The following is a 23,418-nucleotide window of genomic DNA, read 5'->3' on the forward strand; positions in this document are numbered from 1 at the left end:
GCGGGCGGCCGTGTCATGTTTCACGTGAAACGTCTCAGCGGGCAGCTGGCCAGGACGCCGCGGGCGGTCTGTGCGGCGCGCAAGGCCCGGGCGGCGGCCTCGACATCGTTCACGGAAATGACCTCCGCGCCGTTGTCGGACATTTCGAGATAATCGGCCGTGCCGGCTGCCTCGGCGCGGAAGTCGCCAAAGCTGGTCTCGATGCCCTGCCCGGCGAGCCATGCGTCGAATTCCGGCTCGCCGCTGCCGAGGCCGAGCCAGGCTACGATGCGGGTCAGGTCGACATCGTTTTCGCGCAGCCGGTCGAAATCGGCCTGGCTGAACAGTCCGGCCGAGACCATCAGCTCGGGCGCGCGCCGGTGCGCGGCGATGGCGTCATCGAGCGAGTAGGTGATGAGGACGGCGCGATCGATGGCGCCGCCCTCTTCCAGTCCGGAGATGGCCTGGTCCAGCGTGATGTCTTTGAGATCGACCTGGGCGATTCCGATCCCGTCGAGCGCGGCGAGGGCCTGGGCAAAGGTGGGCGGGGCCTCGTCCAGCGCTTGGCCGGTCTCATCGACGAGGCGCAGCGCCTGGAATTCCTCCAGCGTCATCGCATCGACCCGCCCGGTCCCGGTGGTCGTGCGGTCCACCGTGTCGTCGTGCATCAGCACCAGGACGCCGTCCTGGGTCCGCGCAACGTCCATTTCCAGAAACACCGCACCGTCCTCGATCGAACGCTCGAAGGTCGAGATCGCGTTTTCGGCATAGCCCGGACGCGGCCCGCCGCGATGGGCCTGAACCAAAGTCGCCCCGCTCTCGCGCGTGCAATCGAGCCAGGGACCCAGGGACACGCCGTCCAGCCAGCGGGTTTCGATGGCCGACTGGTCGGTCTCGGCGCGTGCGGCCTCGTAGCTCTCCCCGCGTGGCCCGCAAGCGGCAAGGGTCAGCGCCCCGAGAAGGGGCAGCGGGGCGGCCGCGATCAAGCGCAGCAGGGAGGAAGACGTCATGATGGGTGGGCCTTTGCGACAGGTTAGCCGAGATGATCCTGGAAAAATTTGCGCGTTCTCGTATTCGCGAGACCGGCGGCTTCCGCGTCATAATGCTCTCCGCCCTCGCGTGCAAAGGCATGATCGACGCCCTCATACCGGAAAAGCGTCGTATTCGGATTATCTTCCAGCCCGTCGATCATCGCCTTCTGCTGGTCTTTGGCCACGAAACGGTCTTCCGCGGCGATGTGCAGGGTGAGGGGGCGCTCGATCTTCGAGGCTTCGTCGAGATATTTGTCGATATTGACGCCGTAATAGCCGACGGTCGCGTCGCTGTCGGTGCGGCAGGCGGTGAGATAGGCGAGCAGGCCACCGAGGCAGTAGCCGACGGCCCCGACCTTGCCGGTGCCCGTCCGGCGGGCGTAATCGATGGTCTGCGCGATGTCGTCCACGCCTTTGTCTATGTCAAAATTATTCATATATTCAAAGGCTTGATTCCATTCTTCCTCGGTCTTGTCAGTCAGTTCGACGCCAGGCTTCATGCGCCAGAACAGGTCCGGGCAGATCGCCGTGTAGCCCTGGTCCGCAAAGTCGTCACACAGATCGCGCATGACCTGGTTGATGCCGAAAATCTCCTGAATCACGACCAGGCCGGGCCCGGTGCCGTTCTGATAGGCCTCGAAGCTGCCATCGGGCGTGGTAATGGTGACGGTCTGACCAGCCATGCGGGACTCTCCTGTGATCGGTTGCGGACTGACGAAGGGAAAGGCCATGCCTTCCCTGGGCACAACACATGACCGGTCCATTTGTGCCATGTGCCATTCGATTGTATCCGGTTCGAGGCCGGATACAGGAGAGTATAGACGATGAGTGACACCATCTTTGCGCTCGCCTCCGCACCCGGCCGCGCCGGGGTCGCGGTGCTGCGGGTGAGCGGCCCGCAGGCCGGCGCCGTTCTGGATGGTCTGATATCCGGCACCCGGCCCGCGCCGCGCGCTGCGGCCCTGCGCGATCTGCGCGCGCCGGACGCGACGACGCCGGATGCGACGATAATCGACCGCGGGCTGGTCCTGTGGTTTCCCGGACCGGCGAGCTTTACCGGCGAGGACTGCGCGGAGTTTCACGTGCATGGCGGACCGGCCGTGGTCTCGGCGATGAGCGAGGCGCTTCTGGCCGCCGGTGCGCGTCCGGCGGAGCCTGGCGAGTTCACCCGGCGGGCCTTCGAGAATGACAAGATGGATCTGACCGAGGCGGAGGGGCTTGCCGACCTGGTCGATGCCGAAACCGAAGGCCAGCGCGCCCAGGCCCTGTCGCAAATGACCGGCGCGCTGAAAAGCCTCTACGAGGACTGGCGCGAGCAGCTCATCACCATACTGGCCGCGATCGAGGGCGAGATCGATTTTCCCGATGAAGACGATGTTCCCGATGCGCTGTCGCACACCGGGGCCGCGCCGCTGGGCGCGCTGATCGAGGCGCTGCGTGATCACCTGGCCGATGAGCGTCGCGGGGAGCGGGTGCGCGAGGGCTTCACCATCGCCCTGATCGGCGAGCCCAATGCCGGCAAATCCTCCATCCTGAATGCGCTCGCGCGGCGTGAGGCCGCGATCGTGACCGACATTCCCGGGACGACCCGGGACGTGGTAGAGGTGCGCCAGGTCCGGTCCGGCTTCCCGGTCATCCTGGCCGACACGGCCGGGCTGCGCGAGGCCGCCGATGCGGTGGAGGCCGAAGGTGTGCGCCGGGCCCTGGCGCGTGCCGAAGATGCCGATCTGCGTATCGCGGTGATCGATGTTTCACGTGAAACAGCCGAACAATGGCGGGCCTTGCAGCCGAGACTCCGGGCGGGCGATCTCATTGCCCTGAACAAGGCGGATCTGGAGCCGGGTGATGCCAGCGCCGGTTTGAGCGATGCCGATGCGGCGCGGATGGTTCGGGTTTCGGCGAAGACCAGCGCGGGCCTCGACGCACTGGAAGGTCTGATCGACGAGATCGTGTTCGAGCGTCTCGGGTCGCGCGAAACCCCGGCGCTGTCGCGGGCGCGCCATCGCCGGGCGGTGGGCGAAGCCCTGGAAGCGCTGGAGCGGGCGCGGGCTCAACTTGGCGTGCATCCCGAGCTCGCGGGGGCCGATCTGCATCTGGCGGTGAGGGCGCTCGAAAGCCTGACGGGGCGGGTCGATGTCGAAGATGTGCTGGACCGGGTGTTCAGCCAGTTCTGCATCGGGAAATAGGGGGCGCGGCCGCGCGGGATGTTTCACGTGAAACATGAAGGCGGTCAGCGCGGCATCTCGACTTTTGCCCCGTCTTCGCTTATCTGAACCCCAACGGAATGCGCGCCGCGGGCGCGCCCTGGGCCGTCGACGGATTTTCCCATGACTCTCGATGCAGCTACCGCCTCAGCCCGGCGCTGGGACGTCATCATTATCGGTGGAGGCCATGCCGGCTGTGAAGCCGCATCGGCCTCGGCGCGCGCGGGTGCGGCGACGCTGCTGCTGACGCACCGGTTTTCCACGATTGGCGAGATGAGCTGCAACCCGGCCATTGGCGGTCTGGGCAAGGGCCATCTGGTCCGCGAGATCGATGCGCTGGACGGGGTGATGGGCCGGATCGCGGATGCGTCCGGCATCCAGTTCCGGCTGCTGAACCGGTCCAAGGGACCTGCTGTGCGCGGCCCGCGCACGCAGTCGGACCGCAAGCTCTATCGCGAGGCGATGCAGGCGGAAATGGTCGCCACCCCCAATCTCTCCATCTGCGAAGCGGCGGTCGAGGATCTGATCGTCGAGGGGGATCGGTGCACCGGGGCAGTCGACGCGCAGGGTCGGGCGTTCCGGGCAGGGGCAGTGGTGCTGACCACCGGGACCTTCCTGAAAGGCATGATCCATCGGGGCGAGGAGCGGATTCCCGCTGGCCGCGATGGCGAGGCGCCGGCCAACGGGCTGGGCGACCGGCTGTACGGGCTGGGTCTGGATATGGGCCGGTTGAAAACGGGCACGCCCGCGCGTTTGGACTCCGCCTCCATCGACTGGGCGTCGCTGGAGATGCAGGCGGCGGACGAAGAGCCGGTGCCGTTCTCCTTTCTGACCGGGAGGATCACCGTGCCGCAGATTGCCTGCGGTATTACCCGGACGACCGAGGCGACGCACAAGATCATTGCCGACAATCTAGGCCAGTCGGCCGTGTATGGCGGACATGTCTCCGGCAAGGGGCCGCGCTATTGCCCGTCCATCGAGGACAAGGTGGTGCGCTTTGCCGACCGGACGAGCCATCAAGTCTTCCTGGAGCCCGAGGGGCTGGACGACGACACGGTCTATCCCAACGGGATCTCGACCTCCCTGCCGGCGGACGTGCAGGACGCCTTTCTGAAGACGCTGCCCGGTCTGGAGCGGGCAAAGGTCAAGCGCTACGGCTATGCCATCGAGTATGACTATGTCGATCCGCGAGAATTGAACGCCGCGCTGGAAGTGCGCCGCCTGCCGGGGCTCTACCTGGCTGGGCAGATCAACGGAACGACCGGTTATGAGGAAGCGGCGGCGCAAGGCCTGATGGCCGGCCTCAATGCGGCGCGGGCGGCGGGCGAGTCCGCGCCTTTCATCCTGGACCGCTCCGAGGCCTATATCGGTGTGCTGATCGACGATCTGACGACACGGGGGGTGAGTGAGCCCTACCGCATGTTCACCTCGCGGGCCGAATACCGGCTGACGTTGCGTGCCGACAATGCCGATCAACGCCTGACCGACCGGGCCATCGAGCTGGGGATTGCGAGTGTTTCACGTGAAACATCCTGGCGCGAGAAGCAGACGGCCCTGGCGGCGGCACGGGCGCGCGCGACCGAACTGACCCTGACGCCGAACGAGGCGGCCAAGGCCGGCCTGACGGTGAACCAGGATGGCCGGCGCCGGAATGTCTTCGAGCTTCTGGCCCACCCGAGCGTCGGCTGGGCCGAGATAACGCGGATCTGGCCGGAGCTGGACGCCTTGCCCAAGGCCGTGGCCGAGCAGATCCAGATTGACTCGGTCTATCATGGCTATCTCGACCGGCAGGAGGCCGACATCCTGGCTTTCCGCCGCGATGAGGGAGTCCGGATCCCGGGCGATTTCGATTATGGCGAGGTGGGCGGCTTGTCCAACGAGGTCCGCGAGAAGCTGAAATCGGCCGCCCCGGCGACGCTGGGCCAGGCCGGCCGGGTGGAGGGCGTGACGCCCGGGGCGCTGACCGCGCTGCTGGCTCACCTGAAACGTGCCTCACGGCAGAAAGTATCCTGACGATGCTGAACGAAGGACTGGACGCAGACGGCTTTCGCGAACGCACCGGTGTTTCACGTGAAACACTGGCGCGCTACGAGACCTGGCGGTCCATGCTGGAAGAGCGCAACGCGGTGATGAATCTGGTGGGGCGCTCGACCCTGCCCGATTTCTGGCACCGCCATGCGCTCGATAGCTGGCAAATCCAGACCCATGCGCCCGAGGCCGATCACTGGCTCGACCTCGGGGCCGGTGCGGGCTTTCCGGGTTTCGCCATTGCATTTGCCCTGATGGAGCGGGACGGGGAGGGCAGCGTCACGCTGGTGGAATCGGTGCAGAAGAAGGCGAGCTTCCTGCGCGATGTCGCCGACGCAACGAAGGCGCCGGCCATCGTCAAGCCGGTGCGCGCGGAAAGCCTGGACCCGCATTCGCGCTACCAAGTCGTAACCGCGCGTGCGCTTACATCGCTGACGCGCCTTATCGAGTATGCGAAACCCTTTGTGGATAACGGCGCGATTTGTCTGTTTCCCAAGGGGGCGCGCTACGGTGAGGAATTGACCGAGGCCCGTAAAAGCTGGACCTTCAATCTGGACGTCATACCCAGCCTGACGTCGCCTGACGCCGCAATTCTGCGCATCGAGGATGTGACCCGTGTCTGATCTTAAAAACGGCCCGCCCAAAGTGATTGCCATCGCCAACCAGAAGGGCGGTGTGGGCAAGACGACCACGGCGATCAACCTGGCCACGGCGCTGGCCGCGATCGGCAAGCAGGTGGTGGTCCTCGATCTCGACCCGCAGGGCAACGCCTCTACGGGGCTGGGCGTCGGCCGCGCCGCGCGCCGGGCGACCTCCTATGACGTGCTGGTCTCCGAACGCGCGATGGAAGACGCGCTGATCGATACCGCGGTGCCGGGCCTGTCCATCATCCCGTCCGACGCCGACCTGTCCGGGGCGGAGCTGGAATTGTCGAATGCGCCACGCCGGTCCTACCGGCTGCGCCATGCGATCGACCGCTTCCGCCGGGCACTCAGCGCGCGTCAGGCGCAGTGCGACTACGTGCTGATCGATTGCCCGCCCTCGCTCAACCTGTTGACTGTCAACGCGATGACCGCCGCGGATTCGGTGCTGGTGCCGCTGCAGTGCGAGTTCTTTGCGCTGGAGGGTCTGTCCCAGCTCATGCGCACGATCGAGCTGGTGCGCGCCAATCTGAACAAGGACCTGCAGATCCAGGGCGTGGTGCTGACCATGTATGACAAGCGCAATAATCTGTCCGGCCAGGTCGCGGCCGATGTGCGCGAGCATTTCGGCGACAAGGTCTATGACACGATGATCCCGCGTAATGTGCGCGTTTCCGAAGCGCCGTCCTTCGGCAAGCCGGTCCTCCTCTACGATATGGCGTGCACCGGCGCGCAGGCCTATATCAGCCTGGCCAAGGAAGTCGTGCGCCAGGAGCGCAGCACGCCTGAGGCTGTCAGCGCATGAGTGGCGAGAAGGAAGCGCGCACCCGCGGTCTCGGCCGTGGGCTCTCGGCCCTGTTCGACGAGGGTGACGAGGCCGATGCGGCCCGCGGTCATGAGTCCGGCTCGGGCGGTGGCGGCACGGGCGTACGCAGCCTGCCGGTCGAGCTGATCGAACCGAATGCCAGCCAGCCGCGCAAGAGCTTCAGCGAAGCCGAGCTATCCGAACTCGCCGAATCCATTGCCGACAAGGGCGTGCTTCAGCCGCTCCTGGTCCGGCCGATGCCCGGTAGTGCCGAGCGCTACCAGATCGTGGCCGGGGAACGGCGCTGGCGGGCGGCACAGCGTGCGCGCCTGCATGAAGTGCCGGTCATCGTGCGCGAATTTACCGACCGCGAAACGCTTGAAATCGCCATTGTCGAGAACGTCCAGCGGGCCGATCTTAATGTAGTGGAGGAAGCGCGGGCCTTCCGCCAGCTGATCGACACATTCGGTCATACCCAGGACGAGGTGGCGCGCGCGGTCGGAAAGTCGCGCGTGCACATCGCCAACACGATGCGGCTGCTCTCGCTGCCCGACAGCGTGCTGACCCATCTTGAAGCCGGCGAGCTGAGCGCGGGTCATGCCCGGGCCGTCGCGGCGTCGCCCGATCCCGAGGCACTGGCTCGCCGCGTCATCGCGGAAGGTCTGTCCGTGCGCGCGACCGAAGCGGCGGCACGCAGTGCCGGGGCATCGACCCGGCCGGGCTCCGGTCCGAAAACGGGGGGAGCGCCCGCGGAGAAAGATCCCGATACGCGCGCGCTGGAAACCGATCTCTCCCAGCGCCTGGGCCTGGCGGTCGATCTGCGTCACCAGGGCGACGCCGGAGAGCTGCGCATTCGCTACTCGACGCTGGAACAGCTCGACGAGTTGTGCCGGCGACTGAGCCAGCTCTCAAAGTCGTAACCGGCGAAAATACACGTCAAACGTGCGGCGCTGTGGGGCGCTAAAATTCCAGACGGCGGGGCTGGGTACGCTTCACTGCGCCAGAATCGAAATCGTCGCGTAACATATTGATTTAATTAGGGTCGAAATCGGGCTAGCGGCGGGCCGACTGGGCGCCGCGGGCGATCCGGATCAAAAGTTCGCCGACAATGGCTTCGGCCGGGGCGCCGGAGCGCTTGACCGCACGTTCCGCATCGAAGGCGAGCTTGCGCGCATGCTCGAGCCGACGCCCGGTCCAGAGCCGGCTCTGCTGGCGGAAGAGGTCGGCTGGCGGACCAAAGCGCGGGACGCCCGCGCGCATCATCGCGCCGGTATCGCCGCCCGAGGCCGCGGCCACATCGATCTGATCGATCTTGCGCTGGAGCGCACGCAGCACGCCGACCGCCGACAGGCCCGAGGCCATGGCCCGGCCATAGCCGCGATCGGCGCCGGCCGCATCGCCCAGGAGCGCCGGGTCGACCACCTGATCGAGCGCGGCATCGCCGGCCGCGGCGCAGACATCGGCAATGTCATCGCGCGAGATCAGGCCGGCTTCCTGGCCGCGCTGCTCCAGCGTGCCCTTGTAGAGGATGAGTTTCTCTATCTCGGCGCGGGCAAGCTGGCGATTGCCTTCGATAAGGGGCACGAAGAAGGCCTTGGCCTCGGGCGCCAGGCTCAGACGCTCTTCAGAAAGCAATTCCTCGGCGAAGCGCACGATGTCGCCGCCGCTTTCTGCGTAACAGGCGAGCGCGGCGCAGCGATCGCCCTCCTCGGCCAGCTTGCGCAGCCTGGAGCCCTTCTTCAGGTCGCCCGCCTCGATGACGAGACGGGCCTCGGCCGGGGCGTGACCGGCCTGAAAATCCTTCAGCCAGGACGCGGCAGGCGCCGAATCTCCCGACAGGCGGAGCCGGACCAGACGGTCGCCCCCGATCATCGACAATGCGGCCATGGCGTCGCCCAGCGCGGCCGGATCGGATTTGAGATCGTCCTCCGACAGGCGGCTGACCGCAAACGGATCGTCGGGATCCTCGATCAGGGCCCGCACGAGGGTCTGAGCCCGCTCGCGCACCAGCCCGCCCTCCGGACCGAACACCAGAAAGACAGCCAGAGCACCCGGCGGTTCAGAGATGAAGGCAGGGATATCGCGCGGTTTGACCTTCACGAGCCTGGCTCGCCGGCCTCCTCGCGCAGGGCCAGAGCCACGGCGCGAGACACGCGCCGCGCGAGCGCGGCAGCGGCCTGCTCCTCGGCCGTGCGCCGCGCGGCGATGAGTCCGTAAGGGTTTGAAGGAGCAGGGAAATACAGGATTTCACGTGCGGAATCGGTGACGATGACCTGGCCGCTTCGCTCCAGTGAATAGCGCACGCTCACCGACAGCTCGTAGCGGGTGACAGCGGCATTGGCGGCGACGCCGACGGCGGATTCGCGCGAGGAGCTGTTCACCGTGAGCCGGTAGGGGCTGCGGCCCGCGCCGAACTCTTCTTCAAGAGCGTCGGCGACGAGATAATCGAGACGGCTGGAGCCGGTATCGATCTCGACACCGGCAATCTGGCTGTAGCCTGGCGTGCCGTAAAGCGGCTGGAAGCCACATCCTCCCAGCAGCGCGGGGAGGGTCAGGGCGAGCGCAAACCGGCGCCATCGTGCAAGCAGACTGGCCGACATGGTCACGCGCACCCCTTCTTCACCTCCAGCCCGGAGAGGGCCGGCCGATTACTGGTCCAGACCGGCGATGCGCAGCTGGCGCGCCCGGGTCAGGATCGCGTTCTCGATCTGGATCCGGGTGGCCGAATCCACATTCGCATCGACCCACTGGCCGGTCTCGTTGCTGCGCACCTGCTTGAAGAGCTGGACCGAAAGCGCATCGGCCCGCAGGCGGCTGTCGAGAATGTAGACCGTCGCCTTGAACTGCTCGCCCGGCTGTTCGGGACTGGCGTACCAGTCGGTGATGATCACCCCGCCGAACGGGTCGACCGAATCCAGCGGCATGAAGGAGAGCGTGTCCAGAGTGGCGCGCCACAGGAAGCTGTTCACGCCAATTCCGGGCTGGGCGCTGTTACTGGACGCGCCCCCGCCCCCGCCGCCGGGCAGGCGACCGAGGAGACCCCGGTCGGAACCGTCGTCGGAACGCGAGCTGCATCCAGTCAGGAGGGCGGCAAGAACAAGGCCGCTGGCGCCGGCAATCAACGGGCGTACGCGCATGAAATAGAGCCTCCTTGGGGGAGATGGCCGAATCAAATGGATTCAGCGATATGTGGACCAATCAATCTTGCCTGCCTCTATACCATGGCAGGCGGCCATGGCCAGAGCCCTCGACGCTGTCGGGACGCGGTTCGTATCGTGACCTTTTTGCCACGTTCAGTCGCGTATGGCGCACAGGCATGGGCTTGCCCGCTTGCGTCTTCACCGAACACCCTGTCTCTTACATCCGCGTCCGGGGGGACGGGGCCGATCGGTGAGGCCGCGAGCCAATGACTATTCGCGCTGGGCACGGGGGTGCCGCGCGGTTCGCGGCCCGCCGATATTTCACAGCACCACGCCTCTTGCGGACGGCTCATGGACATTAGCGGCCTTGCAATGATTTCCGCGCTGGCCTCGTCGCAGGCCGCCGTCGAGCCCTTTTCCCAAATCGACTGGTCTGTTGAAATCGCTGCCGATGCGGTGATTTCGACCGAGCCGGCGAGCGATGCGGGGATGACCCCCCTGGGGGATGTAACCCTGGATATCGCGGGCGAGCGGATCGATTCCGCCGGCCGCCGTTACGGATTGGCCGCGACCGTGCGCGCCCAGGCGGATTCCGAGCGCCGCGGTCTGGCGCGGCAGATCACGCCCTGCACTGTGGAGACCGAGGCCTGCTCATCCCTGCCCGGACCGGCGCAGGCCGGGTTGCTGACCGGGCTCCACCGCGCCGACCTGTTTGACGATGGTGATAGCCGGGTCGCGCTGGAAAGCGCCTATGCTTATGTAAAACTGGCCTATTTCGACGTGCGTGTGGGACGGGGCGAGGGCGCGGCCCGGCTGGAAGCCGACCCGCTTCCGGGCGCGTTCCGCCTGATGCGCGCCGACGGGCCGCGCGTCGACCCGGGCGGATTGAGCATCGCCGATACGGCCAACACTCTGTCGACCAACAGCGCAAAGCTCACCGTGCAGAGCCGCCGGCTGGCGGGCCTGCGCGCCTCACTCTCCTACACGCCCGAGGCGGACGATTGCGGGCTGGACGTGTGCCGGCCGGGGCCGGACCGCGCGGGACTGGCGATCGGGGAGGTCGACGATGTCATCGAGGCCGGTCTGTCCTTCGATCACCGCTTCCGGACCAGCGGCCAGCGCTGGACTCTCGCCCTGTCGGCCAGCCAGGGCCGGGCGTCAGGCGAATTTGCTGCGAACCATGAGGATCCGTGGGCGGTGGGTGCGAGGGCGATCTGGTCGAAGGGTCCCGTCTCGCTGGGCGCCGCCTGGCTGAGCAGCAATGACGGGGTAGATGACGGCCGCTATACCAGCTGGGCCGGATCGGCCGCGTACGAGACCGGACCCTGGCTGAGCGCGCTCGAGCTGTCCTGGGCCCGAAGCGATCTGGTCGAGGCGCAAGGATGGACTGCGCAGATCGGAAGCTCGCGCGTGTTCGACACGGGCTTCGTGGCCGGAGCCGGGGTTCGACATAGCGAGCTTGATGTCGATCCGGGGCCGGCCAATGCCGGATTCGCGGCCGCATCGGGGCGGCCGACCGCCGGCACGCTGGTATTTGCCGAGGCCGGGTTGCGTTTTTGACACGGTCCCGGGTGATTCGCCGTGCTGCCATGAAAACGCTCTTTTCCGGTAAGATATCGTGGTTTATCTCGTTATCTCAGGAATTGGAGTAGACGATGACGTCCTGGAGTTTGCGCATCGCGACCGGCCTTGCCGCGGCAGCCCTGCTGACCGCGGGGCAGGCGTATGCGCAATCGGGCGAGTTCCGGCTGGGCGGCGGCGAGTTCGAGTTCTCCGAATTTGAAGGCATTCCGACGCTGACCCTGACCGCGGGACAGGCAGGCGATGCCGGTTCCGATGCCCAGACGGGCGAGGAGCCGGGTCTCGAGGCGGTCGATCCGGCCAACGACACCGGCACGGCCAGCGCACTGCCCTGGTATGAGCGTTTCACTGTCTCCACGCCGACGAATTTCCGCTCCGCCTGGGGCGACGATGCGACCGAGTTCCGCTTCTCGGCCGGCGAACGCTGGGGCTTCACCCTCGGGTTCACGGAACAAGAGCGCGGACCGCAATTCCAGCTCGACGACATGTCGGCCGGGGCCTTCTACGAGCTGAGCGATCGCTTCCGCGTCGGCACCAATCTGCGCTTCTCCTCGCCGACCGAAGACGTTTTCGGCGAGCAGGGCGAAGAGCGCGCACCCGAGCTGAAGTTCGAATCCGCGTTCCGCTTCTAGCGTTCTGCCTCTTCCCGGATAAGAGAGTCGAGCTCGTCCGCCTTTTCGGCAGGACGGCCTACTGTTTTCGCGGACACCGCGCAGGCACCTGAAAATACGGTCCGATCCAGCTCTTTCAGCGTCTTTGTGTCGACCCCGCCAAGCGCGTAGACCGGGCTTGCGCTCGCTCTCGCCCAGCGCCTCGAGAGGACCGGGTCGACCGCCGGGCCTGCACTCGGGCTGTCACTCTCGAACACAGGAGACAGGAAGCAGGCGTGCACCGGCAGTTTGCGCCGCAGGGTGCGCGGCCCGTGGGCGCTCGCCGTCATGCGCCAATGGGGCATGCGCCGGGCCCAATAGGCGGCCCGTCCGGCCTCGGCTTCCGGCCAGTGGACTCCGCCGGCGCGTACCTGGAGGGCGAGTCCGGGATCGTTGGCGATCAGAAGCAGAAGCTTCCGCTGACGCGCGATGCGCGCAAGCGCGGGAGCCAGGTCCATCAGACCAGGCAGACCGAAATGACGCAGCACCAGGCCGCTGCCGTGCGGCAGCCGGCGGGCCAGCGCGACCGGATCGGGGGTCCGCTGCGGGTCGGTGAGCGCGAAAAATGCCGGAAGGCCGGGCGGCGGCGAGAAACGACGGGCACTGGCCCTTGCCAGCGCGGCAACGCCCTCATAGGTCTTGGCACACGATGACACAGTCTCATTCCTCCCCGCGCGACGCGCGCGATACCATCCTGTCGCGTATGGACCAGGCTGCCAAGGCGGCGGGCCGTCCGGCGGGCGATATCACCCTCGTGGCCGTCTCGAAGAAGCAGCCCGACGCGCGCGTGGAGGCGGTCCTGGCCACCGGCCAGCGTGTCTTCGGCGAGAACCGGGTGCAGGAGGCCCAGACCCGCTGGGCCGGGCGCCGGGCCGATCATGACGGGCTGGAATTGCGGCTGATCGGGCCATTGCAGTCCAATAAGGCGCAGGATGCGGTCGAACTGTTCGACGTGATCGAGACGCTCGACCGGGAGAAGCTCGCCAAGGCGCTGGTGAAAGCGATGGACGCGACGGGGCGCCGGCCGCGCCTCTATGTGCAGGTCAATACCGGCGAGGAAGAGCAGAAGGCGGGGCTCGCCCCGGCCGAAACGGCCAATTTCGTGGCGCGAATGCGCGAGGCTTACGGTCTGGAGATCGAAGGGCTGATGTGCATTCCGCCGGTGGAGGAGCCGGCCAGCCTTCACTTTGCGCTGCTGGCAAAGCTTGCCGCCGAATGCGGGCTTGCAAAGCTCTCCATGGGCATGAGCGCGGACTATGAGACGGCGATAAAGCTCGGCGCCACGTCGGTGCGTGTGGGGTCGGCCCTGTTCGGACCGCGCCCGGATCCCGCCTAGCGTGCCGGCCTAGCGCCGTGTGCGGCGCGAGCGCTCGAACAGATCGTCGTCCAGCACGAAGAGGCGCGGGTTGAAGGAAACGCCGCGCTCGTTGCCGGTGAGGCGCACTTCGGTAAAGCCTCCCATCGCGTCGACGGCGATCCAGCCGGCCAGACGCATGTCTTCGGCGGGGCCTTCAGGATCGGAATCCTCGAACACCAGCGTGACGCGCCCGTCAATCTCGTTATCGGGGTCAACCAAAGAGAGGTAGAGGGCGCCGTCAAAGCGGCTGACCTCGTCGACCGCACTGGACGAGGCCGGGTCGAGATCGGGCTCCAGCAGCCATTTCAGAGGGGTCTGCGCAATCGGAAGGCGGTCGACCGTCTCGAGGTCGAAATCGGCGATCGCCACGGTCTGCCCGTCCGCGACGAGCAGGATGGGCGTGGGCGCCTCGTATTCGAACCGCACCCGGCCGGGCCGGTCGAGCGAAAGCGTGCCGGTCGCGACCGCCCCGTCGGCGCCGACCTGTTCGAAGCCGGCCCGCAGCGTGTCCAGCCCGGAGAAGTAGGTGTCGATGCGCGCCAGCTCCACCTCGCGCGGGCGCTGGGACTCGCGTTCCATGCGCTGGGGCACGTCCTGCGCCTCGGCGCCGAACGCCTCCACGGCGCTCTCGACGGGCGTTTCGGCCTCTGTCCGAGCGGGCGGGGACTGCGGCTCGGACGGGTCCGGCTGCGAAGCGGCAAGCGGCGCAGTCCCTTGCAGGAGCGCGGCGGCGGTGGAGAGGAGAAAGGTCAATCCGGTCATGGGCTTTGTCTAGCCTTTGATTGGGGCGCGAGAAAGGCCCCGTCATTCATCTGCCGCTCACGCGGCGGATGGCTGGGAGCGGGCGTTCGGCTGCCTTATATTGGAGGTCATGGAACGGCGCGCAACGTACGAGACCTGGCCTGCCGAGGCGACCGGACGCGGGCTTGGAACCCTGCCCGGCGCGGAGGGACGCGTCCTGTTCGACGCGCATATCCGGCCCAACCGGTCGCTGCCCAATCCCGGCTTTCATGCCCTGATGATCGCGCTTGTGGCCTTGAGCTTTACCGCCGGCATGGCCTTCCTGCTGATGGGGGCCTGGCCGGTAGTGGGCTTTTTCGGGCTGGACGTGCTGCTGGTCTGGCTGTTCTTCAAGCTGAACTACCGCGACGGGCGCCGCCTCGAGATCGTGCGCGTGACGGAGCAGGATATTCACGTCGCCCGGCGCGGCCCGACCGGGCTGGAGACGCGCTTTCGCCTGCCCTCCGCGTGGACACGCGTCGAGCTGGTGGGCCAGGGCGAGCCGGATGTCCAGGCGCGCCTGAACTCGCAGGGCCGCTCGCTCATCGTGGGCGCGCTTTTATCGCCGAAGGAGCGCGAAAGCCTGGCCGACGCGATCCGCGGCGCGCTGGACGCGGCACGCAGGGCGCGCGGGCCGCAGCCCGGACCGCAAGAAACGGGTGGCGCGCCGGGCTAGGCCGCGCCATCGTCGCCCCATGATGAGCGATACCCTCTCCCTTCTCGACGAGCGCGCGCGCGACTATCCGCGGATGACGGCGGCCCTCGACTATCTGAGCGAACACTGGAGCGAGCAGCCCGATCTTGATGCGGTGGCGCGAGCGGCCGGGCTGTCGCCGTATCACTTCCAGCGCGTCTTCAAGCGCTGGACCGGCACCAGTCCCAAGCGGATGGTCTCCGCCCTGACCCACGCGACCGCGCGGCGCATGCTGGTCGAGGGGGCCAGTGTGCTGGAGGCCTCGCTGGAGACCGGCCTGTCCGGCCCGTCCCGGCTGCACGACATCTTCATTGCCGAAGAAGCCGTCACCCCCGGCGAGGCCAAATCAGGTGGCAGGAATTGTGTCTTCGACGTCGGGGTCGCCGCTTCGCCCTTTGGCAGCGCGATCGTGCTGGTCGCGCCCAAGGGCCTGTCCGGCCTCGCCTTTGCCGATGAAGGCAAAGAGGACGAGGCGATCAGCGACCTGACCTCGAGATTTCCCGGTGCCGCCATCCGGCGCGACGACGTGCTGGCGCAGGACTGGGTGAGCCGGATCTTCGATGCGCGTCCCGGCGAGGCGGCGCTGCCGGTCGCGCTGTACGGGACACCCTGGCGGCGTCAGGTCTGGCGGGCGCTGCTCGCCATTCCTCCCGCGCGCGCCGTCAGCTATCGCACCATCGCCGAGCAGGTCTGCACAGCCAGGGCGTCGCGCGCCGTCGGCGCGGCGGTCGGCGCCAATCCGATCAGCTGGCTGATCCCGTGTCACCGGGTCCTGTCGAGCGACGGGCGGCTGACCGGATATCACTGGGGGCTGAATCGCAAGCGCGCCATGCTCGCATACGAGGCCGCGATGGATTAGATAACGGGACATGATCTCGAGCTATGTCTACATCATCGCCTGTCTTGCCCTGTGTGTGGCCGCCCTGTTCGCGCTTCGCTGGGCCCTCGCCGTCCGCAGCCTGAAAAGCGATGCGCGCGCCGAATACGCCGAACGCTCGGTGAGCAAGCCGGCCAGCATCGCCAATGTCAGCGAAACGGCGTTCACCGGCCTTTATGTCGCGAGCTTCCAGCCGCGCTGGGCGCTCTATGCGGCCGGGGCGCTGGCCAGTGCGGTGCTGGCGAGCCCGCTCGTCCTGCTGTTCGTGACCGGGGTGTACGAGCTGGCCTGGCAGGCTGCCGGCGCGCCGGCCTGGGCCGGGCGGACGGGATATGTCTTCATGTTCGCGCTATTCTTCGGCACCGTCTTCCTGTGGGCGCTGATCGGCGGCGCCTTTGCGCGCCTGCACCACAAGCGGACGCCCGAACCTTTCACCCATGCCCTCGCACGAGCGCGTGGCGAGCCCATTCCGGAGACGGGCGGCTTTCGCCGACGTCCGGCCTGGGCGCGCCGCGCCCGTCCCGATCCGCAGCCTGAAGAGACCCAGACCTGATGCGATTTCTCCACACCATGGTCCGCGTGAGCGACCTCGACGATTCCCTGGAATTCTACTGCAAGGGCCTCGGCCTTCAGGAAATCCACCGGATGGACAGCGAAGAGGGCCGGTTCACGCTGGTCTATCTGGTCAGCCCGGACGATCTGCGCGAGAGCGGATATACCGGCAAGGAACGTCCCCTCCCGCCCGGCCTGCCGCTGGTCGAGCTGACCTATAACTGGGACCGGGAAGAATATACCGGCGGCCGCAATTTCGGACATCTCGCCTTCCAGGTGCAGGATGTCTATGCGGTCTGCGCCTTCCTGCAATCGATGGGCGTGCCGATCAACCGGCCGCCGCGCGACGGCCGTATGGCCTTCGTGCGTTCGCCGGACGGGATTTCGATCGAGCTGTTGCAGGCCGGCGAGGCGCAGGCGCCCGAGGAGCCCTGGGCGAGCATGGAAAACACTGGCAGCTGGTAGGCGTGGCCGACGGGCGATTGCCCGCCGGCCGGAGCCCTTACGCGTACTGGGTCAGCTTCCAGGTAACCGCGCTTCCTTTGTAGGGCGGCATCGTGTTGCCCTTCGCAATCGGTGCTGTGGTGGTCGGAGTGCCGACTACTTTCCAAACTCCACTTTCGGGGCATGTCTGCCCAGTCCGTGCAGTCGTGCCGATGGGAGGTTTTGATGCGCTTGCGTGAGTGAACATCTGCTCACTTTCTAAGGCCCGTGTTGACAAAATGGGGCAGCACGCGAGATGAAGTGTTTGGGTGGCACTTAGCTCTACGCGCTGAGGCCGATCCGGTTCGGCGGGCCTGTACCGCGACGGATCAACCAAGGGGGACAGCGCGCCAACGCTGTCCCCCTCCCTTCATCGAAGCTCTCTGATTTACAATTCAAATGCAAGCAGGCCGTTAGCACTACGGAGCCGGTAGTGCTAAGCCTTTGGGAGTCTGGATGATATAGGATTCAAGCGATTCATATTTAAAGGGGTTTTCGTTTCAAGAACCCGAATCAGTCTGTTTTGAGCTGCCCAAACAGGCTCTTGATTCCAATTAATGTTCCGCTTATGTTCTCATTATCGAGAACAGGAGTTGGACATGGCTCAGCATTTCAAAGCCTCTTCCCTGAAGGGCGGCTATAGCCGCAATGCCGGCCGGAAATGGCGCGCAGGCGACGTCTCCGAGCTGCGTCAGCTCGTCCGCCGCGGCACACCGCTGCGTGTCATGAGCTTGAAGCTGGGCCGCCCCGAGAGTGCGATCCGCACCAAGGCGGGCGGCCTGGGGCTTTCGCTTCCCGACGAGAGCGAGGGAGCGGTGCGGCACAGCGGCACTCGCACGCCTCTGCCTGTGCGCGACACGCCTGCCATGGCGCCGCGCGCCGTATGTCAGCTGGAATTGTTCGGCTAGGGCTGGCAGGCTGAGCGCCCGCGTTAGAGCTTGAGCCCGAGCACGTCGCGCATCGAGTAGCGGCCCGGCGTCTGGCGCGACAGCCAGAGAGCGGCCTCCACGGCGCCGCGGGCAAAGACGAAACGGTCCAGCGCCCGGTGGGAAAGCTCGATCTCCTCGAGAGCGCCGAGGAAGCGGACGGCATGCTCGCCCACGATACCGCCGCCGCGATTGACCGAAAAGCCGATCTCTCCGTCCGGCCGGCGGGCATCCTGGCGCGCATAGTCAAAACGCGCGACCTCACCCAGATCGTCGCCGCGGCCGCGCGCACCGGCCTCACCCAGCATCATCGCCGTGCCGGACGGAGCGTCGGCCTTGAAGCGGTGGTGGGTTTCATGGATTTCCAGATCGTACTGGTCGCTTTTCAGTGCGCCGGCCGCGTGCTCGACCAGAGCCTCCAGCACGCTGACGCCGAGCGAGAAATTGCGCGCATGCAAGACGGGGATGGTTTCGGCCGCGCTCGCAAGGGCTTCGGTGCCGGCTTCATCGAGACCGGTGACGCCGCAGACCAGCGCCTTGGCGCCGGTTTCGCCGAGGCGGCGCGCGACGGCCGGCGCGACCCTGGCGGTGGACACGTCGATCACGACGTCAGCGTCCCGGCTGGCCTCCTCGACGCTGACCTGTGTGGCCAGTCCGAGATGGCCCTGGCCGGCAAGCTCTCCGAGATCGGCATCCAGATGGGCCGAGTCATGGCTGACGACGCCGCCTGCCAGGGCGAGATCGGACCGCCGGATCACCTCGGCCAGGATCATCCGGCCCATCCGGCCAGACGCGCCGACGACGCAGATCTTCAATGCAGCGGTCTCGGCCATGGTGTCCGGCTCCGGTCAGCGACTCATATCCCGTTCCTGTCTATCGGAGCCTGACAGGTTTGAGAACGCCTCGGGCCGCTCCCGGCCGGATCAGGCGTTCGGGCGCGTGCCCTCGTCCTCGCCGGTGACGTCCTCCCAGAAGCGCCGGACCTTCTTGAAGAAGCCGTCGCTTTCCGGATTGCAGTCATGGCCGGAGAGCGAACAGAATTCCTGCAACAGCTCTTTCTGGCGGTCGGAGAGATTGCGCGGGGTCTCCACATAGAGTTCCACGAACATGTCGCCGCGCGCGCCGCCCGACTTCAGCCGGGCCATGCCCTTGCCGCGCATGCGCATGCGCCTGCCGGTCTGAGAGCCGTCGGGGATGCGCATCTCGGTGCGTCCGCCATCGATCGTGGGCACCTCGATCGAGCCGCCCAATGCCGCCGCAGTCATGGGCACGGGCGCCCGGCAATACAGATTGGGTCCGTCGCGCTCGAAAATCTCGTGCGGGGCCACCGAGATGAAGATGTAGAGGTCGCCGCGCGGGCCGCCGCGCGCACCCGCTTCGCCTTCGCCGGCGAGGCGGATACGCATGCCGTCCTCGACCCCGGCCGGAATTTCGACCTTCAATTCGCGGGTCTGGCGCACGCGCCCGACGCCGTCACATTCGCGGCAGGGCGTCTCGACATACTGGCCGCGGCCGCCGCAGGTGGGGCAGGTCTGCTCCATGGTGAAGAAGCCTTGCTGGCGCCGGATACGTCCGGCACCGCCACACGTATCGCAGCTGCTCACATCGGTGCCCGGCTCCGCGCCATTGCCGTCGCAATGGCCGCAGGTGACGGTTGTGGGCACCTTGATCGCGGTATCCTTGCCGTGGAAAGCCTCTTCCAGGCTGATCTCCATGTCGTAGCGCAGATCCGAGCCGCGCGCCGGACCGGTACGCCGCGAGCGGCGTCCGCCGGCAAAGGCGTCGCCGAAGACCTGCTCGAAAATATCGGCGAAATCGGCCGCGCCGGCACCAGCGAACCCGCCCGCGCCGAACGGACCCTGACCGCCGCCGCCATTCTGGAATGCCGCATGCCCCATCCGGTCATAGGCGGCACGCTTGTCCGCGTCGGACAGGATGGCGTAGGCTTCGCCCACTTCCTTGAACCTGGCCTCTGCCTCCTCATCGCCCGGATTGCGGTCCGGGTGGTATTGCATAGCCTGCTTGCGGTAGGCGCTCTTGATCGTCTTTGCGTCCGCGTCCTTCGCGACGCCGAGCACCTCATAATAATCGCGCTTGCTCATGAACCAGTCCGCATATCGTCTTGGTGAGCGGCGCGCCCGCCATCAGCCTTGCGCGCCTTGAAAAAAGGCCCCCGCCGCCTGCCCGGGCCGCCGTGGACGTTGCCGGGAGAAGGATCGGGGGCCCTTTCTGACTAGAAAGAGGGCCTGGGGTCTCAGGCGCTCTTCTTCTCGTCGCCGTCGTCGTCGTCCTTCACCTCGGTGAATTCGGCATCGACGACGTCTTCGCTTTCGCCGTCACCGGCATTCGCGTCTTCGCCCTCGCCGGAGCCACCTTCCTGCTGGGCGTACATCGCTTCGCCCAACTTCATGGCGGCCTGCATCAGGGCCTGGGTCTTCTGCTGGATCGCCTCGGGCGTCGCGTTCTCGTCGTCCTTGACGTCCTTCAGCTCTTTCAGCGCATCCTCGATCGCCGATTTCTCGGCCGCACCGACCTTGTCGCCATACTCTTCGAGCTGTTTCTCGGTCTGGTGGACCAGCGCTTCGGCATTGTTCTTCGCATCGACGAGCTCACGGCGCTTCTTGTCGGCCTCGGCATTGGCCTCGGCGTCCTTGACCATGGTCTCGATCTCGTCGTCGGACAGACCGCCGGAAGCCTGGATGCGGATCTGCTGCTCCTTGCCGGTGGCCTGGTCCTTGGCCGAGACATTCACGATGCCGTTGGCGTCGATGTCGAACGTGACCTCGATCTGCGGCATGCCGCGCGGGGCCGGCGGGATGCCCACCAGATCGAACTGGCCGAGCATCTTGTTGTCGGCAGCCATCTCGCGCTCGCCCTGGAAGACCCGGATGGTCACGGCCGTCTGGTTGTCGTCGGCCGTGGAGAAGGTCTGGGACTTCTTGGTCGGGATCGTCGTGTTGCGGTCGATGAGGCGCGTGAACACGCCGCCCAGGGTCTCGATGCCGAGCGAAAGCGGGGTCACGTCGAGCAGGAGAACGTCTTTCACGTCGCCCTGCAGGACGCCGGCCTGGATGGCGGCACCCATGGCGACCACCTCGTCCGGGTTCACGCCCTTATGCGGCTCCTTGCCGAAGAAGGACTTCACCGCTTCCTGGACTTTCGGCATGCGGGTCATGCCGCCGACCAGAACGATGTCGTCGATCTCGCTGGCCGAGACGCCGGCATCCTTGAGTGCGGCCTTGCAGGGCTCGATCGTGCGTTTGATCAGGTCTTCGACGAGCGTTTCCAGCTTGGCACGGCTCAGCTTGATGGCGAGGTGCTTGGGACCGGACGCATCGGCGGTGATGAAGGGCAGGTTCACCTCGTAGGAGGAGGCAGAGGACAATTCCTTCTTGGCCTTCTCCGCCTCTTCCTTGAGACGCTGGAGGGCCAGCTTGTCCTTGCGCAGGTCGATGCCCTGCTCTTTTTTGAACTCGTCCGCGAGATAATCGACGATGCGCAGGTCGAAGTCCTCGCCGCCGAGGAAGGTGTCGCCATTGGTGGCCTTCACCTCGAACACGCCGTCGCCGATCTCCAGGATGGAGACGTCGAACGTGCCGCCACCCAGGTCGTAGACCGCGATCGTCTTGTTGACGTCCTTGTCCAGACCGTAGGCAAGGGCAGCCGCGGTCGGTTCGTTGATGATGCGCAGGACTTCAAGGCCGGCAATCTTGCCGGCATCCTTGGTGGCCTGTCGCTGGGCGTCGTTGAAATAGGCCGGCACGGTGATGACGGCTTTCTCGACCTTCTCGCCGAGATAGGCCTCGGCGGTTTCCTTCATCTTCTGCAGAGTGAAGGCGGAAATTTCCGAAGGCGCATATTTCTTGTCGCGGCCCTGGACCCAGGCATCGCCGTTGGCGCCCTCCACGATGGCGTAAGGCACCATGTCCTTGTCTTTTTTCACCGTGGGGTCGCCCATCGCGCGGCCGATCAGGCGCTTGATGGCGAAGAAGGTGTAGTCCGGGTTGGTCACGGCCTGGCGTTTGGCCGGCTGGCCGATCAGGCGCTCGCCGTCCTCGGTGAAAGCGACGACGGAAGGAGTGGTGCGCATGCCTTCGGCGTTCTCGATCACCTTGGCCTGGCCGCCTTCCATCACGGCCACGCACGAGTTCGTGGTGCCGAGGTCGATGCCGATTACCTTGCTCATGAGTTCTTTTTCTCCCTTTAGCGGCGGGGTGGAGACGTTGGCCTAGCCCGAAGCGCTGAAGCCTGCGCCGACGACCACCCCCCTTGGTTTTGCTGCTCGTCAATTTTCAAAAAACCGGATCACAGCCTGGGGAGGCCGAAATCCGCATGGTGTCACGCAACCGTGAACGCGGTGCGCTTTGAACAGCGATTTAGGAAGGCCGCGTAATACGTGCAAGGGCGCAGTGGAGAATCATCCCTGATGAAAGCGCGGGTATTGCACGGCGATGGGGCCAATCGGACCGGTCAAACGAAGCCTGCCCCAATCATGCCATGGATGATGTGAAGGATCGGAGCCTGCCGTCCGGGCGTTCGTTGCCGCGGATTGCGGTCAAAGGAGAGCTTTCATGCTGAAATATCTGGTAATTGCGGCCAGCGGCCTGGCCCTGACGGCCTGCGCGAACAATTCGGCTGTGCAAGGGGCCGGTCTCGGTGCCGCAGCCGGCGCCGCGGCTGGCGCTGTCATCGGCAATAATGTCGGATCGGGCGACGCGACGACCGGCGCGCTCATCGGCGGCGCGATCGGCGCGGCGGGCGGCGCCTATGCCGGCTGCCAGCGCGATGGCGGTTGCGGCTTCAATCAGAACAACCCCAACCAGTCCCAGCTGGTCTACGATCAGGCGACCGGGCGTTACTACTATACCGATCTCAGGACGGGCGACACCTACTGGGAAAACGGCACCCCGCGCACGCGCTATCGCCCGCGCTGACCCTTCCGATCGAGGGAGCCGCGCATGAATCGGCCCGGTCACAGGCTTCGGCCTTGATCGGGCCTCTTCATGCGGACATCTAGTTTGCCATGCAACGCGATGACGGATTCACGCTTCACAAGACCTATCTCGACCGGGCCGCTCAGACCGGCCTGGTCGATGCGGTGCTGAGCCGGGTCGGCCGTTCCCCCCTCTACACGCCCTCCATGCCACGCAGCGGCAAGCCGATGAGCGTGCGGATGACCAATTTCGGCCCGCTGGGCTGGGTCACCGACAAGGCGCAGGGCTATCGCTACCAGACCACCCATCCGGTCACGCACGAGCCCTGGCCGGACATGCCGCAGGTCCTGATCGATATCTGGCAGGCGGTAGCCGGCTGGGAAGCGCTGCCACAGGCGTGCCTGGTCAACTGGTATGGGGAGGGGGCCCGGCTCGGACAGCATGTCGATGCCGACGAGGCGGCGCGCGATGCGCCGGTTGTGTCCATCTCGCTCGGCGATAGTGCGAAATTCCGCCTCGGCGGCCCTGCGCTGAAGGATGCCAGCACGTCCATGCGCCTGGATAGCGGGGATGTGGTGGTTCTGGCCGGGGCCTCGCGCCGCTTCCGGCACGGGGTGGACCGGATTCTCCCGGGCACGTCGAGCCTTCTTCCCGAGGACTGGCGGCCGGGGCGGCTCAACCTGACCCTGCGCCGGGTGAACTAGGTCTGCCCGGATTCAAAAATCGCGGCCGGGCGGAACGCCCTCTTGCTTCCTG

General features: G+C 66.4%; 26 protein-coding genes. 15 read left to right on the forward strand and 11 right to left on the reverse strand.

Going from position 1 to position 23,418, the window contains the following annotated elements; all coding sequences use genetic code 11:
• Window positions 1–20: 20 nt before the first annotated feature.
• Window positions 21–989, reverse strand: coding sequence for a glycerophosphodiester phosphodiesterase family protein (locus PGP17_RS02595; RefSeq protein ID WP_270374135.1), 969 nt, complete (start codon window positions 987–989; stop codon window positions 21–23).
• Between the two features lie 23 nt (window positions 990–1,012).
• A complete protein-coding gene (locus PGP17_RS02600; RefSeq protein WP_270374136.1) occupies window positions 1,013–1,693 on the reverse strand; it encodes a dienelactone hydrolase family protein in 681 nt (226 codons plus the stop codon).
• A gap of 141 nt (window positions 1,694–1,834) precedes the next feature.
• Here PGP17_RS02600 and mnmE point away from each other — a divergent pair, with 141 nt between their 5' ends.
• From mnmE to PGP17_RS02625, 5 genes are all read left to right on the forward strand, one after another.
• Complete coding sequence (gene mnmE, locus PGP17_RS02605; RefSeq protein WP_270374137.1) at window positions 1,835–3,196, forward strand: tRNA uridine-5-carboxymethylaminomethyl(34) synthesis GTPase MnmE; 1,362 nt, start codon at window positions 1,835–1,837, stop codon at window positions 3,194–3,196.
• A gap of 141 nt (window positions 3,197–3,337) precedes the next feature.
• Window positions 3,338–5,227: a tRNA uridine-5-carboxymethylaminomethyl(34) synthesis enzyme MnmG gene (mnmG, locus tag PGP17_RS02610; protein ID WP_270374138.1), complete on the forward strand. Its 1,890-nt coding sequence runs from the start codon at window positions 3,338–3,340 to the stop codon at window positions 5,225–5,227.
• A 2-nt stretch (window positions 5,228–5,229) separates the two neighbouring features.
• Window positions 5,230–5,865 carry a 16S rRNA (guanine(527)-N(7))-methyltransferase RsmG gene (gene rsmG, locus PGP17_RS02615; protein ID WP_270374139.1) on the forward strand — a complete coding sequence of 212 codons (636 nt, stop codon included), beginning with the start codon at window positions 5,230–5,232 and terminating at the stop codon, window positions 5,863–5,865.
• Entirely contained in the window at window positions 5,858–6,688 is an 831-nt protein-coding gene (locus PGP17_RS02620; RefSeq protein ID WP_135945613.1) for a ParA family protein, read from the forward strand. Before rsmG ends, PGP17_RS02620 begins: the two co-directional genes overlap by 8 nt.
• Complete coding sequence (locus PGP17_RS02625) at window positions 6,685–7,608, forward strand: ParB/RepB/Spo0J family partition protein (protein ID WP_270374140.1); 924 nt, start codon at window positions 6,685–6,687, stop codon at window positions 7,606–7,608. The genes PGP17_RS02620 and PGP17_RS02625 overlap by 4 nt, the downstream gene beginning before the upstream one ends.
• A 133-nt stretch (window positions 7,609–7,741) precedes the next feature.
• On the opposite strand, the gene holA is transcribed toward PGP17_RS02625, so the two are convergent.
• Genes holA through PGP17_RS02640 form a run of 3 tightly spaced genes read right to left on the reverse strand, consistent with a single transcriptional unit; the run spans window position 7,742 to window position 9,825 of the window.
• Window positions 7,742–8,788, reverse strand: a complete 1,047-nt coding sequence (gene holA / locus PGP17_RS02630) for a DNA polymerase III subunit delta (RefSeq protein WP_270374141.1) — start codon at window positions 8,786–8,788, stop codon at window positions 7,742–7,744.
• Window positions 8,785–9,288, reverse strand: coding sequence for an LPS assembly lipoprotein LptE (gene lptE, locus PGP17_RS02635; protein WP_270375002.1), 504 nt, complete (start codon window positions 9,286–9,288; stop codon window positions 8,785–8,787). Before lptE ends, holA begins: the two co-directional genes overlap by 4 nt.
• 48 nt (window positions 9,289–9,336) lie before the next feature.
• Window positions 9,337–9,825: a DUF3576 domain-containing protein gene (locus PGP17_RS02640; protein WP_135945609.1), complete on the reverse strand. Its 489-nt coding sequence runs from the start codon at window positions 9,823–9,825 to the stop codon at window positions 9,337–9,339.
• Between the two features lie 354 nt (window positions 9,826–10,179).
• Here PGP17_RS02640 and PGP17_RS02645 point away from each other — a divergent pair, with 354 nt between their 5' ends.
• Together PGP17_RS02645 and PGP17_RS02650 are read left to right on the forward strand one after the other, a co-directional pair.
• Window positions 10,180–11,388: a porin gene (locus PGP17_RS02645; RefSeq protein ID WP_270374142.1), complete on the forward strand. Its 1,209-nt coding sequence runs from the start codon at window positions 10,180–10,182 to the stop codon at window positions 11,386–11,388.
• A 95-nt stretch (window positions 11,389–11,483) separates the two neighbouring features.
• Window positions 11,484–12,041 (forward strand): NtrZ family periplasmic regulatory protein, encoded by a 558-nt coding sequence (locus PGP17_RS02650; protein ID WP_135945607.1) that lies wholly within the window; start codon window positions 11,484–11,486, stop codon window positions 12,039–12,041.
• Here the strand turns inward: PGP17_RS02650 and PGP17_RS02655 are convergent.
• A complete protein-coding gene (locus PGP17_RS02655) occupies window positions 12,038–12,715 on the reverse strand; it encodes a thiamine phosphate synthase (protein WP_270374143.1) in 678 nt (225 codons plus the stop codon). The genes PGP17_RS02650 and PGP17_RS02655 overlap by 4 nt on opposite strands.
• On the opposite strand from PGP17_RS02655, the gene PGP17_RS02660 reads away from it, so the two are divergent.
• On the forward strand, window positions 12,709–13,395 hold the full coding sequence (locus PGP17_RS02660) for a YggS family pyridoxal phosphate-dependent enzyme (RefSeq protein ID WP_270374144.1): 687 nt from the start codon (window positions 12,709–12,711) through the stop codon (window positions 13,393–13,395). The genes PGP17_RS02655 and PGP17_RS02660 overlap by 7 nt on opposite strands.
• Window positions 13,396–13,404: 9 nt before the next feature.
• Here PGP17_RS02660 and PGP17_RS02665 read toward each other — a convergent pair whose 3' ends face one another.
• Complete coding sequence (locus PGP17_RS02665) at window positions 13,405–14,178, reverse strand: LolA family protein (protein WP_270374145.1); 774 nt, start codon at window positions 14,176–14,178, stop codon at window positions 13,405–13,407.
• Window positions 14,179–14,287: 109 nt separating this feature from the next.
• On the opposite strand from PGP17_RS02665, the gene PGP17_RS02670 reads away from it, so the two are divergent.
• From PGP17_RS02670 to PGP17_RS02685, 4 genes are read left to right on the forward strand one after another with little or no spacing between them, the layout of a single operon-like run.
• Window positions 14,288–14,872: a DUF2244 domain-containing protein gene (locus tag PGP17_RS02670; protein ID WP_270374146.1), complete on the forward strand. Its 585-nt coding sequence runs from the start codon at window positions 14,288–14,290 to the stop codon at window positions 14,870–14,872.
• Window positions 14,873–14,891: 19 nt separating this feature from the next.
• Entirely contained in the window at window positions 14,892–15,749 is an 858-nt protein-coding gene (locus tag PGP17_RS02675) for a methylated-DNA--[protein]-cysteine S-methyltransferase (protein ID WP_270374147.1), read from the forward strand.
• 10 nt (window positions 15,750–15,759) lie between these two features.
• Window positions 15,760–16,320 (forward strand): hypothetical protein, encoded by a 561-nt coding sequence (locus PGP17_RS02680; RefSeq protein ID WP_135945602.1) that lies wholly within the window; start codon window positions 15,760–15,762, stop codon window positions 16,318–16,320.
• Complete coding sequence (locus tag PGP17_RS02685) at window positions 16,320–16,784, forward strand: VOC family protein (protein ID WP_270374148.1); 465 nt, start codon at window positions 16,320–16,322, stop codon at window positions 16,782–16,784. The genes PGP17_RS02680 and PGP17_RS02685 overlap by 1 nt, the downstream gene beginning before the upstream one ends.
• A gap of 37 nt (window positions 16,785–16,821) precedes the next feature.
• Here PGP17_RS02685 and PGP17_RS14935 read toward each other — a convergent pair whose 3' ends face one another.
• Window positions 16,822–17,010, reverse strand: a complete 189-nt coding sequence (locus tag PGP17_RS14935) for a hypothetical protein (protein ID WP_442915117.1) — start codon at window positions 17,008–17,010, stop codon at window positions 16,822–16,824.
• A 391-nt stretch (window positions 17,011–17,401) separates the two neighbouring features.
• Between PGP17_RS14935 and PGP17_RS02690 the strand changes: the two genes are divergently transcribed.
• Window positions 17,402–17,710, forward strand: coding sequence for a hypothetical protein (locus tag PGP17_RS02690; protein ID WP_270374149.1), 309 nt, complete (start codon window positions 17,402–17,404; stop codon window positions 17,708–17,710).
• 23 nt (window positions 17,711–17,733) lie between these two features.
• Here the strand turns inward: PGP17_RS02690 and dapB are convergent, their stop codons facing one another.
• The 3 genes from dapB to dnaK all read right to left on the reverse strand — a co-directional run bounded on the left by dapB (window position 17,734) and on the right by dnaK (window position 21,914).
• Window positions 17,734–18,561: a 4-hydroxy-tetrahydrodipicolinate reductase gene (gene dapB / locus PGP17_RS02695; RefSeq protein WP_270374150.1), complete on the reverse strand. Its 828-nt coding sequence runs from the start codon at window positions 18,559–18,561 to the stop codon at window positions 17,734–17,736.
• 90 nt (window positions 18,562–18,651) lie between these two features.
• A complete protein-coding gene (dnaJ, locus tag PGP17_RS02700) occupies window positions 18,652–19,830 on the reverse strand; it encodes a molecular chaperone DnaJ (protein WP_270374151.1) in 1,179 nt (392 codons plus the stop codon).
• A 152-nt stretch (window positions 19,831–19,982) separates the two neighbouring features.
• Complete coding sequence (gene dnaK / locus PGP17_RS02705; RefSeq protein ID WP_135945598.1) at window positions 19,983–21,914, reverse strand: molecular chaperone DnaK; 1,932 nt, start codon at window positions 21,912–21,914, stop codon at window positions 19,983–19,985.
• Window positions 21,915–22,299: 385 nt separating this feature from the next.
• Here dnaK and PGP17_RS02710 point away from each other — a divergent pair, with 385 nt between their 5' ends.
• Together PGP17_RS02710 and PGP17_RS02715 are read left to right on the forward strand one after the other, a co-directional pair.
• A complete protein-coding gene (locus tag PGP17_RS02710) occupies window positions 22,300–22,662 on the forward strand; it encodes a glycine zipper domain-containing protein (RefSeq protein ID WP_135945597.1) in 363 nt (120 codons plus the stop codon).
• Window positions 22,663–22,751: 89 nt separating this feature from the next.
• Complete coding sequence (locus tag PGP17_RS02715) at window positions 22,752–23,366, forward strand: alpha-ketoglutarate-dependent dioxygenase AlkB (protein ID WP_270374152.1); 615 nt, start codon at window positions 22,752–22,754, stop codon at window positions 23,364–23,366.
• Window positions 23,367–23,418 lie beyond the last annotated feature (52 nt).

It is taken from the genome of Marinicauda sp. Alg238-R41, assembly GCF_947331485.1.
Lineage (GTDB): Bacteria > Pseudomonadota > Alphaproteobacteria > Caulobacterales > Maricaulaceae > Marinicauda > Marinicauda pacifica.